Annotated in this window: 16 protein-coding genes and 1 tRNA gene; 10 read left to right on the top strand and 7 right to left on the bottom strand. The window is 63.5% G+C overall.

The genetic code is table 11. From position 1 onward, the window contains the following. Window positions 1-72 precede the first annotated feature (72 nt). The gene (locus tag ABD704_RS13000; RefSeq protein WP_344700117.1) at window positions 73-1,275 is read left to right on the top strand and encodes an MFS transporter; all 1,203 of its coding nucleotides are present in this window, start codon (window positions 73-75) and stop codon (window positions 1,273-1,275) included. Here the strand turns inward: ABD704_RS13000 and ABD704_RS12995 are convergent. Beyond that, window positions 1,217-1,840, bottom strand: a complete 624-nt coding sequence (locus tag ABD704_RS12995) for a cytochrome b (protein ID WP_344700116.1) — start codon at window positions 1,838-1,840, stop codon at window positions 1,217-1,219. The genes ABD704_RS13000 and ABD704_RS12995 overlap by 59 nt on opposite strands. Before the next feature lie 61 nt (window positions 1,841-1,901). Then, window positions 1,902-3,980 (bottom strand): 3-hydroxyacyl-CoA dehydrogenase NAD-binding domain-containing protein, encoded by a 2,079-nt coding sequence (locus ABD704_RS12990; protein ID WP_344700550.1) that lies wholly within the window; start codon window positions 3,978-3,980, stop codon window positions 1,902-1,904. A gap of 360 nt (window positions 3,981-4,340) precedes the next feature. Between ABD704_RS12990 and ABD704_RS12985 the strand changes: the two genes are divergently transcribed. The 3 genes from ABD704_RS12985 to ABD704_RS12975 all read left to right on the top strand — a co-directional run bounded on the left by ABD704_RS12985 (window position 4,341) and on the right by ABD704_RS12975 (window position 6,952). After that, a complete protein-coding gene (locus ABD704_RS12985; protein WP_344700115.1) occupies window positions 4,341-4,544 on the top strand; it encodes a hypothetical protein in 204 nt (67 codons plus the stop codon). 130 nt (window positions 4,545-4,674) lie between these two features. Beyond that, window positions 4,675-5,826, top strand: a complete 1,152-nt coding sequence (locus tag ABD704_RS12980) for an acyl-CoA dehydrogenase family protein (protein WP_344700114.1) — start codon at window positions 4,675-4,677, stop codon at window positions 5,824-5,826. Window positions 5,827-5,854: 28 nt separating this feature from the next. Then, entirely contained in the window at window positions 5,855-6,952 is a 1,098-nt protein-coding gene (locus tag ABD704_RS12975) for an acyl-CoA dehydrogenase family protein (RefSeq protein ID WP_344700549.1), read from the top strand. On the opposite strand, the gene ABD704_RS12970 is transcribed toward ABD704_RS12975, so the two are convergent. Next, window positions 6,949-7,101, bottom strand: a complete 153-nt coding sequence (locus ABD704_RS12970; protein WP_344700113.1) for a hypothetical protein — start codon at window positions 7,099-7,101, stop codon at window positions 6,949-6,951. The genes ABD704_RS12975 and ABD704_RS12970 overlap by 4 nt on opposite strands. A gap of 140 nt (window positions 7,102-7,241) precedes the next feature. Between ABD704_RS12970 and purS the strand changes: the two genes are divergently transcribed. The 3 genes from purS to ABD704_RS12955 are packed head-to-tail and all read left to right on the top strand — an operon-like array spanning window position 7,242 to window position 8,331. Continuing rightward, entirely contained in the window at window positions 7,242-7,484 is a 243-nt protein-coding gene (purS, locus tag ABD704_RS12965) for a phosphoribosylformylglycinamidine synthase subunit PurS (RefSeq protein ID WP_344700112.1), read from the top strand. Continuing rightward, window positions 7,481-8,149, top strand: a complete 669-nt coding sequence (gene purQ, locus ABD704_RS12960) for a phosphoribosylformylglycinamidine synthase subunit PurQ (protein ID WP_344700111.1) — start codon at window positions 7,481-7,483, stop codon at window positions 8,147-8,149. Before purS ends, purQ begins: the two co-directional genes overlap by 4 nt. Window positions 8,150-8,151: 2 nt before the next feature. Further along, window positions 8,152-8,331, top strand: coding sequence for a hypothetical protein (locus ABD704_RS12955; protein ID WP_344700110.1), 180 nt, complete (start codon window positions 8,152-8,154; stop codon window positions 8,329-8,331). Here the strand turns inward: ABD704_RS12955 and ABD704_RS12950 are convergent. Further along, complete coding sequence (locus ABD704_RS12950) at window positions 8,315-9,055, bottom strand: queuosine precursor transporter (RefSeq protein WP_344700109.1); 741 nt, start codon at window positions 9,053-9,055, stop codon at window positions 8,315-8,317. The two genes, ABD704_RS12955 and ABD704_RS12950, sit on opposite strands and share 17 nt — an antisense overlap. Window positions 9,056-9,114: 59 nt before the next feature. Here ABD704_RS12950 and ABD704_RS12945 point away from each other — a divergent pair. Further along, window positions 9,115-9,191 (top strand) — tRNA-Arg (locus tag ABD704_RS12945). Window positions 9,192-9,243: 52 nt separating this feature from the next. Further along, window positions 9,244-10,551, top strand: coding sequence for a dicarboxylate/amino acid:cation symporter (locus ABD704_RS12940; protein ID WP_344700108.1), 1,308 nt, complete (start codon window positions 9,244-9,246; stop codon window positions 10,549-10,551). Here ABD704_RS12940 and ABD704_RS12935 read toward each other — a convergent pair. After that, complete coding sequence (locus tag ABD704_RS12935) at window positions 10,548-11,966, bottom strand: FAD-binding oxidoreductase (protein ID WP_344700107.1); 1,419 nt, start codon at window positions 11,964-11,966, stop codon at window positions 10,548-10,550. The genes ABD704_RS12940 and ABD704_RS12935 overlap by 4 nt on opposite strands. A gap of 56 nt (window positions 11,967-12,022) precedes the next feature. On the opposite strand from ABD704_RS12935, the gene ABD704_RS12930 reads away from it, so the two are divergent. Continuing rightward, window positions 12,023-12,517: a dihydrofolate reductase gene (locus ABD704_RS12930; protein ID WP_344700548.1), complete on the top strand. Its 495-nt coding sequence runs from the start codon at window positions 12,023-12,025 to the stop codon at window positions 12,515-12,517. Here ABD704_RS12930 and ABD704_RS12925 read toward each other — a convergent pair. Further along, a complete protein-coding gene (locus ABD704_RS12925; protein WP_344700106.1) occupies window positions 12,514-13,167 on the bottom strand; it encodes an adenylate kinase in 654 nt (217 codons plus the stop codon). The two genes, ABD704_RS12930 and ABD704_RS12925, sit on opposite strands and share 4 nt — an antisense overlap. Before the next feature lie 34 nt (window positions 13,168-13,201). Next, window positions 13,202-14,569, bottom strand: coding sequence for a preprotein translocase subunit SecY (gene secY, locus ABD704_RS12920; RefSeq protein WP_344700105.1), 1,368 nt, complete (start codon window positions 14,567-14,569; stop codon window positions 13,202-13,204). Window positions 14,570-14,590: the final 21 nt, after the last annotated feature.

The raw sequence follows: 14,590 nt of genomic DNA, 5'->3' as shown, positions 1-14,590 counted from the left end.
TTGCAATATTGCGGCCCGACAGAGTCGCGACGAAAGGTTGCGCGGGCGCGACGGAGCCGCGATGAGGCGCGGGTGAGTAGCCGTCCGCCCCTGCCCCGCAACGTCTGGATCCTCGGCTTCGTCAGCATGCTGATGGACCTGTCGAGCGAAATCTATCACGCGTTGCTGCCGGCCTTCGTGACGATTGTGCTCGGCCTCCCCGCGACAGCGCTTGGCGCCATCGACGGCATTGCGGAGGCCACCGCGAACTTCGCTAAGCTCGCATCCGGACGGCTCTCCGACCGCAGCATGAAACGCAAACCGTGGGTCGTCGCCGGCTACGGCCTCGCCGCATTGTCGAAGCCGCTCTTCCCGCTCGCCGCCAGCGCAGCGGCGCTCATGGGCGCACGTTTCGCTGACCGTATCGGCAAGGGCATCCGCGGCGCCCCGCGCGACGCCATGCTCGCCGACGAAACACCAGCCGAAATTCGCGGACGCGCATTCGGGCTTCGGCAGTCGCTCGACACTGTAGGCGCGCTGCTTGCTCCCATTGCGGCCATCGCGCTCATGGCCTGGTTCGCGAGCGACATCCGCGCCGTCTATTGGGTCGCGATCATACCCGCCTTCTGCTCGTTCCTGCTCGCCTGGCTGGCGCTTCGCGAACCGGAACATCATCTCAGACCACTCAAGCGCGCGCCTTTCTTCGCCGGGTTCAAAGGCCTGGACCAGGAAACGAAGCGCCTGCTGGCCGTCGGCTTCCTGTTCGCCCTGGCACGCTTCTCCGAAGCTTTCCTGATTTTGAAGGGCATTGAAGTCGGCCTCAGCGAAGCCTGGTCGCCGCTCACGCTCGCACTCTTCAATCTAGCCTATGTGGTGCTCGCCTACCCCGCGGGAATTCTCAGCGATCGCATGAGCCCCAAGTCGATCTTGATGGCAGGCATCGCCCTGCTGATCGCCGGCAACCTCGTCCTTGCGAAGACCGACAGCTACGCCGGCCTGACGCTTGGCGTGATCCTGTGGGGTGCTCACATGGCCCTTACGCAGGGCATTTTTTCAAGAATGATCGCGGACACCGCTCCGGAGGAGTTGCGGGCGACGAGCTTCGGCGCATTCTGGTTCGTGTCGGGCATCGGCGCCCTCCTCGCCAGCCTTGGCGCGGGCTACCTCTGGGACCGCGACGGCAGCGCCGCGACCTTCATCACCAGCGCCCTTCTCGCCGGCGTTGCACTGGCGATGCTCAGCCTTCTGCGCGACGACCCTGGCCGACGACCACTGGTTCATCTACGGGGTCTCTGAATGGCGGCATCCTTCCCGCCGCGCGGTCCTTGTCGATGAACTGGTGCTTCAACGCCGCCGCCGCGTGAATCACTATCAGTGCGATCAGGACCCAGGCGAGTGCTGAGTGAATCTCGCCTGCCGCTTCACCCATCTGTTCCGATATGCCGGGGATCACTGGGAGGGGCACGCCGCCGAGCAACGGCGTCGTCGGTCCGCGCGCGTGGCCCGACACCGCGATCAGACCTCCAATGGGAAGCCCGATCAGGAGTATGTAGAACAGGCGATGGTTCCAGGTTCCCGCAATCTGCTCCCACCGCGGCAAGTCCGTAGGATAGGGCGGCGGCGGGTTCGTCAGGCGATAGGTCAGCCGGATGATCGTCAGCAGCAGGATCGTCGCGCCGATTGTCTTGTGCCACGTGAACAGGTTTCCGCGCGCGGAACCCTGCGCCATGTCGGCGAAGCTGAGACCCAGCCAGATCTGGAACAGCACGAGGACGACTGTGATCCAGTGAATGGTCACCGCCGTGTTGGAGTAACGGCGCAGCGCCCGTTCCTGTCGGGCTTCCGGAATCGTCGTCGCCATGCTGATCTCTCCATGCCTTGCACGGGTTAGATGCTTCGCGAGGTCAAGGGTTCCCTCGGCCTCAGCCAGTAAAGCGCTCGCCCTTTTCAGCCTTGTCGAGCAGAAGCTTGGAGAAGCTGAATTCCGGCTTCATGCGCTCTTCCTGCCGCTTCAGGCCCTCGACGATCTTATCGGGGCCGACCGTGTCCGCCCAAAACATCGGCCCGCCGCGATAGACCGGCCAGCCGTAGCCGTAGACCCACACGACATCGATGTCGGACGCGCGCTGCGCGATGCCCTCCTCCAGGATCTTCGCGCCCTCGTTGACCATCGTGTAGAGCGTGCGCTCGACGATTTCCTCGTCGCCGATCTGACGGCGCTCGACGCCCTGCTTCTCGGCGAAATCCTCGATGATCTTCTGGACGACCGGTGAGGGAGTCGGTCGGCGCTTCTCGTCGTAATCGTAGAAGCCCGCGCCTTTCTTCTGGCCCCAGCGGTCAATCGCGCAGAGCGCGTCGCGCACGTTCTCGATCCGGTTCGGATCGCGGTGCCAGCCGATGTCGACACCCGCGAGGTCGGCCATCTGGAACGGTCCCATCGGCATGCCGAACTCGACGTGGGCGCGGTCAACCTGCTCCGGCGTCGCGCCTTCGAGCAGCAGCTTGGTCGCCTCGACCTGACGCGGCATCAGCATGCGGTTGCCGATAAAGCCGTGGCACACGCCCGCGACCACTGGAACCTTCCGGATCTTCTTGCCGAGCTGCATCGCCGTCAGCAGCACGTCGGGTGACGTCTTGTCGCCGCGCACGACCTCGAGCAGCTTCATGACGTTCGCCGGCGAGAAGAAGTGCATGCCGACGACATCGCCCGGCCGCGAGATGCTCGCCGCAATCTCATTGATGTCGAGGTAGGATGTGTTGGACGCGAGGATCGCACCCGGCTTGGCGATCTTGTCGAGCCGGCCGAACACTTCCTTCTTCACGTCCATGTTCTCGTAGACGGCCTCAATGATGAGGTCGCACTCGCCAAGCGCCTCAAAGTCGAGCGTCGGCTTCAACAGCCCCATCGCCTTTTCAACCTGCTCGGTCGTCATCCGGCCCTTCGAAGCGGTCGCTTCGTAATTCTTGCGCATCACGCCGGTGCCGCGGTCGAGTGCTTCCTGGCCCATCTCGACGATCGTCACTGGGATGCCCGCCGACAGGAAGTTCATCGAGATGCCGCCGCCCATCGTGCCGGCGCCGATGACGCCGACCCGCTTGATGTCGCGCGGCACCGTGCCTTCGGGGAGGTTGTCGATCTTTGCCGCCTTGCGCTCGGCGAAGAAGAAATATTGCTGCGCCCGCGCCTGCGTGCCGGTCATCAGCTCCATGAACAGCCGGCGCTCGTCCATCACGCCTTCGGTGTAGGGTTTCTGAGTCGCGATCCGCACCGCCTCGATATTCTTTTCGGGCGCGTCCAAGCCGCGGAACTTGCGCGCATTGTCGCGGCGGAAATCGTCGAACACCGCCGGATCGACGTTGCCGACCTTCTCTTCAAAAGCCGACGAGCGCGGCAGTGGGCGTATGTCGCGCACCTCCTCCGCATAAGCCACCGCGTGCGGCAGCAGCTCGCCTTCGACCAGCCGGTCGATCAGCCCGCATTCGAAACCTTCGCGCGCGCCGATCGGGTTGCCGGTCGCCGTCATCTCCAAGGCCTTGCGAACCCCCGCCACGCGCGGCAGCCGCTGAGTCCCTCCAGCACCAGGCAGAAGCCCGAGCTTCACCTCCGGCGTGCCCAGCTTCGCGCTCGGATCCGCGACGCGATAATGGCAGCCCAGCGCCACTTCGAGCCCGCCGCCAAATGCCGTTCCGTGGATCGCCGCGACCACCGGCTTGGAACATGCCTCGATGATGTCGACGACCTGCGGAAGCCACGGATTCTGCGGCGGCTTGCCGAATTCCGTGATGTCCGCGCCGGCAAAGAAAGTCTGGCCTTCGCAAGCGATGACCACCGCCTTCACGCTTTCGTCGGCTTCTGCTTCGGCGATAGCATCGACCAGGCCCTGGCGGGCGGCTGTCGACAGCGCGTTCACCGGCGGGTTGTTCGAAAGCACGATCAACACGTCGCCATGCTTGCGGGTGGAGATCGGGCTGGTCGTCGGCTTTTCCCTCACGTCGGTCATCGCGAATGCCTCGTTACTGTTTGCGCTCGCGCTAAGCCGCTGCATGGCGCGAAACAAGACCGCCGCATCACTTTCCTGACACGACGGTAAGTAAGCTCGTCGAACCCCGCCTTCTCTGAAGGTTCGCGTGAAATCTTTCGTGAGCGGACGAAAACCTCGAATACTCGATCTTGATCTTCGCCCTTCGTTAAACTTTAAATTGCAACCTACGTTAGAAGTCAGCAGCTTCACTAGGCTCGGCCAACCCCGCTTGGCCGAGCCTTTTTAGCCCCGACTTTTATCGCTAGCCGGGGACCTAAGTTGCCTTCGACCCATTCGCCCAGCATATGCCCTTCGCGCTTCTGCAACGCGCACAATCCGATGCAGCGATTAGTCACCAAACATCAGGCGGATCAGGTCAACGAACCCGCGCTCGACGGCGCCATCCTTTGTGCCGCATGTGGCTGCGTCTGGGTGCGCGACAACGCGGGCAAGTCGCACATCCTCGGCACGCTGCGGTGGACTGGCGCGGCCTACAAATGGAACTCGCCATACAACGCGAAGCCGGCCGAGCGGACAAACTAGGCCTTCCCTATTTGCAACCGCCGTGCTTGGCTCGACGCATGGCCGCAAAGGATCCAATCGATGGATATGCCGGACGAAACCGGCTCGTCAGTGCGAACTTTCGGAACATTCGCCGATGATAGGGGCAGGAATGGCTGAACTCGACAGCTTTCGGTCGGAAACGCGCGCATGGCTTGAGGCAAATTGCCCGCCCGAAATGCGCGAGCCAATGCGCTCCGAGAGCGAAGCGTGTTGGGGCGGCCGCAATTGGACCTTCTCTTCCGACGCACAACGCGTGTGGCTTGAACGAATGGTCGAGCGCGGCTGGACTGTTCCGCACTGGCCCAAAGACTATGGCGGCGCTGGACTCTCGCCCGCGGAAGCCAAGGTGCTCAAGGAAGAGATGGCGCGGATCGGCGCTCGCAATCCGCTCTATAGCTTCGGCATCTCGATGCTCGGCCCTGCGCTGCTCAAGTTCGGCAATGACGAGCAGAAGAAGCGCTTCCTGCCCGAAATCGCGCGCGGGGAAATCCGTTGGTGCCAGGGTTATTCGGAGCCCGGTGCGGGGTCCGACCTCGCCGGCCTCCAGACCAAGGCCGAGGACAAAGGCGACCACTGGCTGGTCAACGGACAGAAGGTGTGGACCAGCTATGCCGACAAGGCCGACTGGATCTTCTGTCTCGTCCGCACCTCGACCGAGTCCAAGCAGGGCGGCATCAGCTTCCTGCTGTTCGACATGCAGACGCCCGGCGTGTCGACCAAGCCGATTCTGCTAATCAGCGGGAATTCGCCGTTCTGCGAGACCTTCTTCGACGACGTGAAGGTGCCCAAGAACCAAGTCGTCGGCGAGGTGAACCGCGGCTGGGACGTCGCGAAATATCTGCTTGGCCACGAACGCGAGATGATCGCCGGCATGGGCCTTGGCGGGACCGGCGGAACGCTCGGCCGGATGCTGAAGCCCGACGATCCATTCCTGCGCGCCGAAATCGCGGCGTTCGACGTCGACGCCCTCGCCTTCGCCGCGATGAGCGAGCGCTTCTTCGAAATGTTCAAGGCCAGCGAAGCGCACCCCGCCAGCCCGTCGATGATGAAATATGCGGGCACCGAGCTGAACAAGCGCCGGCACGAGCTGATGATGGCGGCTGGCGGGTCGGACGCGCTCGAATGGGACAGCGACCGGTCGAAGGGCGGCAAGACCCCGCGCGACTGGCTGCGCACCAAGGCCAATTCAATCGAGGGCGGCACGAGCGAGATCCAGCTCAACATCGTTGCCAAGCACATCCTCGGCCTTCCGGGAGCCTGACGTGGCATTGCTCAACGATGACCAGAAGATGCTGCAGGAAACGGCAGCAAGCTTTCTTGCCGACGAAGGTTCGATCGCGAAGCAGCTTCGCCACTGGCGCGATACCGGCTGCACCGATGGTTATGGCACAGCACTGTGGAAGCAGTTCGGTGAGCTTGGTCTCACCGGCATCTGCATCCCCGAAGCGCAGGGCGGGCTCGGTCTCGGGTCGGTCGAAGCAGCGCTTGTGTTGGAAGAGATCGGCCGCAACCTGACGCCCTCGCCCTTCCTGACCACGGCGGTCGCGGGCGCACGCGCGATCGAGGGAACAGCGCACGCCGAGCGCTGGTACCCGGGCATTCTGTCTGGGGAGACGGTGCTGGCGCTGGCCGTCGATGAAAGCAGCCGCCACGCGCCGGAGAAGACGGCCCTCGCTGCCGAGCGGCGTGGGAACGGGTTCGTGCTCAACGGGCAGAAGCAGCTCGTCGTCCACGGCAATTCGGCGGACGTGATCCTGACGATTGCGCGCACGGCCGGTTCGCCCGGCGAGCGCGAAGGCCTGACCCTGTTCGCGGTTCCGAAAGCGGCCGCCGAGGTTGAGAGCGCGACGCTCGCCGACAGCTCAAAAGCGGCGCACATCACCTTTTCCAACGTCGAGCTCGATGCAGACGCGGTGGTCGGCGAGGTCGACGGCGGCTGGGCGCCCCTCGCCCGCGCTCTGAACGCCGGCCGCGCCGGAGTCTCTGCCGAGCTCGTAGGCGTCGCCGCGGGCGCGTGGGCGATGACCGTCGATTATCTCAAGCAGCGCAAGCAGTTCGGAAAGCTGATCGGCGAGTTCCAGGCGCTACAGCATCGCGCCGCGCACCTCTACGGCGAGATCGAAATTGCGCGGGCCGCCGCACTCAAGGCTGCCGAGCTTCTCGATTCAGGCGGTGAAAAAGCCGATCTGCTGGTCGCCGTCGCCAAGGCCAAGGCGGCTTCGGTGTCGAAGCTCGCCGTGCAGGAAGGCGTGCAGATGCATGGCGGCATCGGCATGACCGACGAGCATGACATCGGGCTCTACATGAAGCGGGAGGCTGTGCTCGGCGAACTTTTCGGCGACGTCTATTTCCACCGCGCGCGGGTGGCCGAGCTCAGCGGCTATTAGTCCTTGGCTTTGTAGCCGCCGATGATGCCGAGGATGAAGCTGGTGATGAGCGCGAGCGTCACTGTGCCGTCGGGGTCGCTCCAACCGAAATATTTGCCGCCGAAGCCCACCAGGGCGACGAACATGACAATGGCGATCATGGCGACCATGCGAAATTACCTCCCCCGCCGGTGAATTACTGACCGGCTTATCCCGATTTTCGCCGATCAAGGTAAACAGCCGGTAAAACTTGCCCGTTTTTGCGGGTGCGGCCATAGGGCCCGGCATAGCGAAAGGCTGGCGACAAAACATGAAAGCGCGCGTCTTCATCACTCTCAAGAACGGCGTCCTCGATCCGCAGGGCAAGGCGATCCACCATGCGCTGGAAGCCCTTGGCTTTTCCGGCGTCAACGACGTCCGTGCGGGCAAGATGATCGAGCTCGATCTGGCGGACGCAACCAGCGAAGCCGACATCGAAGACATGTGCCGAAAGCTCCTCGCCAATACGGTGATCGAGAATTTCCGTATCGAAAGGCTGGAGAGCGCCGCGTGAAGAGCGCCGTCGTCGTCTTCCCTGGTTCCAATTGCGACCGCGACCTCGCAGTGGCGCTTGAGCAGGTCACAGGCCGCAAGCCGGACATGGTTTGGCACCGCGACAGCGAGCTGCCCGAGGGCATCGACTTCATCGGCATCCCCGGCGGCTTCTCCTACGGCGATTACCTGCGTTCCGGCGCCATGGCCGCCCGTTCACCGATCATGGGCGCGGTCAAGGATGCCGCAGCGCGCGGCGTGCCGGTCATCGGCATCTGCAACGGCTTCCAGGTGCTGACCGAAGCCGGACTCCTGCCAGGTGCGCTGATGCGCAACGCGGCGCTTAGCTTCGTCTGCCGCCAGGTGCCGCTTAGCGTCGAGAACAGCCAAAGCCTGTTCACCTCGCAATATGACAGCGGCGAGACCGTCGTATTCCCGGTCGCGCACCACGACGGCAATTACCAGGCCGACGCCGAAACGCTCGACCGCCTCGAAGGCGAAGGCCGCGTCGCCTTCCGCTACCTCGACGAAGTCAATGGCTCCGCGCGCAGCATCGCGGGCATTCTCAACGATGCCGGCAATGTGCTTGGCCTGATGCCGCACCCCGAGCGCGTCGTCGAACCGGCACACGGCAGCCTCGACGGGCGCCGACTGTTCGAAGGCCTGCTCGAGACCGTCGCGGCTTAGGCGTGCGCGCCTATGTCGCGATCACCGGGATCACCTTCGCACTGATCGTTGTCGCGCACATCGCGCGTATCATGGCCGAAGGCACGGGTTTGCTGAGCGATCCGACGATCATCCTGACGTCGGCCCTAGCGCTCTGCCTGGCGGTCTGGTCGGCATTCCTGCTGTTCAAACGTCCGCACTAAACGGCGTGAATTCGGTCCCGACGTCATAGACGTCGACGCCTTCCTTCCGTTTGAGCCAGCCGACAACCGCGTAAGTTATTGGCGTCAGCAAGACCTCCCAGCTGACCTTGAAGAAGAACTGAATAAACATCACCTCACCAAGCGCGGCGACCGGCCAGTCGGGCATCCCGTAGAACGCAAGCGGGTAGAAGATCAGGCTGTCCGCGCCTTCCCCGACGATCGTGCTGCCAATGGTCCGGGTCCACAGATACTTGCCGTCGGTCCAGATCTTCATCTTCGCCAGCACGACCGAGTTGAGGAAATCGCCGACGAAGAATGCGGTCATCGAGGCAAGGATAATCCGCCATCCCGACCCGAACACCCGCTCGTAAGCCGGCTGCCCTGTCCATCCTTCGGCTACCGGCAGATGCACGACGGTCCACTCCATCACGGCCATGAAAAGCAATGCCGCGAAACCTGCCCACAGCGCCCGCCGCGCCCGCGCGAAGCCGTAAACCTCGGTCAGCACGTCATCGATCACGTAGGAGATGGGGAAGAACAGGATGCCCGCGCCGAAGGGCCACAGGCCGCTGCCAGGAACGTTGATCACGGAGCGCTTTTCCGCGCCGATCACGTTCGACAGCAGGAGCACGACGACAAACGCAACCATGACGAAGTCGAAGTAGCGGAAGCGCGCGCCGTGCAGCGCCCGCGCCTCGACATGCCTCAGTTCGTTCCCGCTCATCAGGTGAGGCGTAACGCGGTTCCTTGTTCCGTCAATTCTCGTTAGTTCTGCCCGCGTGCGCGCCCGTAGCTCAGTTGGATAGAGCACGAGCCTTCTAAGCTTGAGGTCGTAGGTTCGAATCCTACCGGGCGCGCCAGCCGCCGGCAGGGTGATTTACTCAGCCGTGACGGCACGCCACAGATGCAGCCATGACCGATGCGCGCCGCCCGATCTGGAAGAACCTTTACATACAGGTACTCATCGCCGTCGCGCTCGGCGTGCTGGTCGGTTGGTTGTGGCCGAAGTTCGGTGCGTCGCTGAAGCCGCTTGGCGATGCCTTCATCAAGCTGGTGAAGATGATCATTACGCCGGTGATCTTCCTCACCGTCGTGACGGGCATCGCGGGAATGCGTGACCTTGGCGCATTCGGGCGTATCGCCGCGAAGGCGCTTGGCTATTTCATCGCTGTGTCGACGTTGGCGCTCGCGGTCGGGCTGCTCGTCGGCAACATCTTCCAGCCGGGCGCCGGTCTCAACGTCGACCCGGCGACGCTCGATACGAGCAAGGTCGCAACCTACGTCACCGAAGCCAAGGAGACGACGGTCACCGGCTTCGTGCTAAACATGATCCCCGACACGATGTTCAGCGCGCTGACGTCGGGCGAAATCCTGCAGGCGCTACTGATTTCGATCCTGTTCGGGATCGCGCTTGCGATGCTCGGCGACCGCGGCGACCGGCTGCTTGAAACGTTGCGGACGATTACCGCCGTCGTGTTCCGCGTCGTCCGGATCCTGATGTACGCGGCGCCGGTCGGCGCGTTCGGCGCGATGGCCTTTACGATCGGCCAATACGGTATTGGAACGCTCGCCAATCTGGCGGAGCTGGTGCTGACTTTTTACGCGACGGCGCTGGGCTTCGTCCTCATCGTTCTCGGCCTGGTTTCCCGGGCGGCCGGCTTCTCGATTTTCTCGCTGATCCGCTACATCAAGGACGAGCTGCTGATCGTGCTCGGCACCTCATCTTCCGAAAGCGCGATGCCGCTGCTGATGGAAAAGCTCGAGGCGGCAGGCGTGCCAAAGCCGATTGTCGGCCTGGTCGTCCCGGCCGGCTATTCGTTCAACCTCGATGGGACGAACATCTACATGTCGCTCGCGGCGCTGTTTATCGCGCAAGCCACCAATACGCACCTGACTTTCGGTCAGGAGATGCTGCTGATGGCGGTGGCGATCCTGAGCTCGAAGGGCGCGGCGGGCGTGACGGGGTCCGGCTTCATCGTGCTTGCCGCTACTTTGTCTGTCGTCCCCGCGATCCCGGTCGCGGGCATGGCGCTGATCCTCGGCGTCGACCGCTTCATGAGCGAGTGCCGGTCGCTGACCAACTTCATTGGCAATGCCGTCGCCACGATCGTGGTCGGCCGCTGGGAAGGTGAAGTCGATCTCGAGAAGGTGCGTCGAGTTCTCGCGAACGAAGGTGAGCCCACTGACGCCGAAAGCGATCGGCTGCAGCTCCAGCCTTAAGGGACGAGCTTCCCCGGGTTCATGATTCCGAGCGGGTCGAGCGCGTGCTTGATTGCGCGCAAGGCGTGAATGCGGGCCGGCGACGCGAGCCGCGCGAACTCCGAGAGCTTCAGCTGGCCAATGCCATGTTCGGCAGAGATCGACCCGCCCGCCACCGTCACCAAATCGTCGACGAAGCGCGTGATCGCCGCGCCTTCAGCCTCATACCAGTCCGGCGCGGCGTGGCTGCCTGCGCGGACGTGGAAATGGATGTTGCCGTCGCCAAGATGACCGAAGCCGCTGGCGATGACGCCGGGGAAAGCCCTTTCGACCTCAGCCGACGCCTCGGTGATGAAGCGCGGCATTTGCGCGACCGCGACGGATATGTCGTGAGCTAGCGTCTGCCCTTCCGCGCGCTCAGCTTCGGAAATGCTGTCGCGGATCTTCCAGAAAGCCTCAGCCTGCGCCTCGTTTGCGGCGATCGTCGCATCCTGGATGTTGCCCGCATCAAGGGCGCTGGCGAGCAAACGCTCGAGTTCGGCGGAAATGTCGGTGCCGGCATCGGACACAGTCGCCTCAATCAGGACGTGCCAGGCATGGGTTCCTGAGAGCGGCGGCCGCGTGCCCGGTACGTGCTTCAGAACAAGGTCTAGCGAGTCTTGGGGCACCAGTTCGAAGCCTTCGACGTGGCTGGTTCGCGTCTCCAGGAACCGCAGGAGATCCAGCGCCTTCGCGGGGCTGCCGACGCCGGCCCAAGCGACTGCGCGAGAGGCGATTGCGGACACGAGCCGCAGCGCGACCGCCGTGACCACGCCCAGCGTGCCCTCCGCGCCAATCAGCAACTGGTCGAGGCTGTAGCCGCGATTGTCTTTCTTCAGGCCGGATAGACCGTCGTGGATCGAGCCATCGGGCAGCACGGCTTCGACGCCGGCGACGAGCGTGCGCATGGTTCCAAACTTCAATACCTGCGTCCCGCCAGCGTTGGTGGAGGTGAGCCCGCCGATGGTGCAGCTTCCGCGCGCGCCGAGCGTCAGCGGAAAGCGCATGCCGACGTCGTGCGCGGCGTCATGCAGCGTGGCCAGGATGACCCCCGCCTCCGCGATCGCGAGCCGGTTCTCAATGCTGACTGAGCGGATGCGGTTCATGCGGCGCATCGACAGAAGCACCGCCGACCCATCGGATGGCGGTGTCGCGCCGGCAGCCATCCCGGTGTTGCCCCCCTGCGGGACGAGCGGGACGCGATGTTCGGCTGCAAGCACGACGATCTCGGCGACTTCCCGCGTGGAGCCCGGAGCGAGGATAGCGGGGCTCGCGCCATGCACACGACCGCGCCAGTCACTAACCCACGGTTCGATCTCCTTTGGATCGGTGATCACGACCTTTGGGCCGAGGTTGCGGCTTGCCTGTTCAATCAGTCGCGCTTCGCCTTGCGTCATGGGATGGCGCAATAGCGCGCTTGGCACGCGCGCGCGACAAGGGCATCGTCGTGATGATGAACAAACCGCCGATCATCACCATTGTCGTCGCACGGGCGCAGAACGGCGTCATCGGGCGCAGCGGCAAGCTCCCATGGCATCTCCCCGCCGACCTGAAGCGGTTTAAGGCGCTGACGATGGGCAGCGTGATGGTGATGGGGCGGAAGACCTTCGAGAGCCTGCCGGGACTGCTGCCGGGGAGGCGCCATCTCGTCCTTACCCGCGCGCTCGACTGGTTCGCGATCGGTGCGGAGAAGGCGCATTCGGTCCAGGAGGCGCTCGAGATCGCTGGCGATGAACCAGTGTCGGTCATCGGAGGCGCGGATATTTTTGCGCTCTTTCTTCCATTCGCAAGCAGAATCGAGCTGACCGAAGTGCTTGAGGACGTCGAAGGCGACACGTCGTGGCCAGACCCGCGTCATTCGGGATCCTGGCGAGAAGTTGCGAGCGAAGTGCATGAAGCCGAGGACGGGCGCCCCGCCTACCGTTTCGTCACGCTGGAACGCGCCTAGCCGGCCCTACCGTCGAGGATCGCGTCAATCTGCGCGGCGACTTCGTCGATGGACGCCATGCCGTCGACCTGACGGACAAGACTCCTTTCACGATAGTAAGGCAGGATCGGTTCTGTCTTCGCGCGATATTCCGCCATGCGGGTGCGCACCGTCTGCTCATTATCGTCCGGACGGCGATTGAACTCGGTCGAGCCGCAGGCGTCGCAAACGCCCGTGACTTTCGTTGGACGGAAATTGTCGTGATAACCGGTGCCGCACTTGGCGCAGGTGAAACGGCCGGTGATGCGCTTCACCAGCTCATCCTCGTTCACGACCAGTTCGATCACATAGTCGAGCTTCCGGTCGCGTTCGTCGAGCAACATCTCAAGCGCTTCAGCCTGATGCTTGGTGCGCGGGAACCCATCAAAAATCGCGCCTTTATCGGCGGAGGCGTCGAGCCGCTCCCCAATAAGCGCGCTGACGATCGCGTCGCTCACCAACTCACCGCGCGCCATGACTTCCTTGGCTTTGAGGCCGACCGGCGTTCCCGCGGCCACGGCCTCGCGGAGCATGTCGCCGGTTGACAGCTGCACCATGCCGCGCAGAACCTCCAGCCTGGCGGCCTGCGTACCCTTGCCCGCGCCCGGCGGGCCAAGAAGGATGATATTCATCACGGCGGCTCTTTCCCCCCTTATTGAGCAGCCGCTAGCGCCTGCGCGGCGTCGTCTTCAGCTTCGCCTTCTTGATAAGATCGCCATATTGGTGCGCAATCAAGTGGCTCTGGATCTGGCTGACCGTGTCCATCGTCACGTTGACAACGATGAGCAGGCTGGTGCCGCCGAGACGGAAGTTGAGGCCCGCCTGCGCCGAGAGGATCTCAGGGATGAGGCAGATCACCACCAGATAAGCTGCGCCAACGACCGTGATGCGGTTGAGCAGATAGTCGAAGTATTGCTCGGTCGCCTTGCCCGGGCGGATGCCGGGGATGAAGCCGCCATGGCGCTTCAGGTTGTCGGCCGTCTCTTCGCTGTTGAACTGCACCGCGGTGTAGAAGAAGCAGAAGAAGGCAATGCCGAGTCCGTACAGGACCATGTAGAGTGGCGAGCCGTGCTGCAGATAGGTGCTGATGGTGATCAGCCAGTCGCTGGTGCTGCCTTCCGAGCTTGCGCGCGAGCCGGCCCATTGCAGGATGGTCAACGGCATCAGCAGAAGCGACGACGCGAAGATCGGCGGAATGACACCGGCGGTGTTGAGCTTGATCGGCAGGTGCGAACGCTCCTGCTGCATGCCGCGCGCGGTCTGGCGCTTCGGATATTGGATGAGCACCCGGCGCTGTGCGCGCTCCATGAAGCAGATGAAGAGGATCAGCGCCGCCGCGAGGACAACGATACCGACGACGATGACTGGGCTGATGGAGCCCGTGCGGCCGCCTTCGAGAAGCTGGCCGACGCCCTGCGGAAGCCGCGCGACGATGCCGGCCATGATAATCAGCGAGACGCCGTTGCCGATGCCGCGGCTGGTGATCTGCTCACCGATCCACATCAGGAACAATGTGCCGCCGACGAGGCTGACAGTGCCGGCGATCTCGAACAACAGGCCGGGCGCAACGACCGCGCCGATGCCCTTGCTGACCGACTGCGTTTCCAGGCCGCGGATGGCGAGATAGCCCTGCACGAGCGTAATCATCACGGTCAGGTAGCGGGTATATTGGTTGAGCTTCTTGCGCCCCGTCTCGCCTTCTTTGCGCAGAGCCTGCCACGGGCCGTAGAGGGTTGCGCCGAGCTGAACGACGATCGACGCGGTGATGTAGGGCATGACGCCCAGCGCGACGATCGAAAAGCGTTCCAGCGCGCCGCCGGAGAAGGTGTTGAAAACGTCGAGGATGCCGCCGCTCTGCGTCTGGTAAAGCGCGCTCATCGCGACCGGGTCGATACCCGGCACCGGAACGAACGACAGCAGCCGGAACAGGATCAGCGCACCGATCGTAAACCACAGCCTCTTCTTGAGCTCCGTCGCCTTTTGAAAATTGGCGAACGTAATGCTTGAGGCCATTTGCTCGGCTGCGGATGCCATCGACTTATATATCCCCGGAAA

This window comes from Sphingomonas limnosediminicola, assembly GCF_039537965.1.
In the GTDB taxonomy this organism is placed as follows: Bacteria; Pseudomonadota; Alphaproteobacteria; order Sphingomonadales; family Sphingomonadaceae; genus Sphingomicrobium; species Sphingomicrobium limnosediminicola.
Note: the sequence above shows the minus strand (reverse complement) of the source record. Positions and strands in the feature narration are given on the sequence as shown.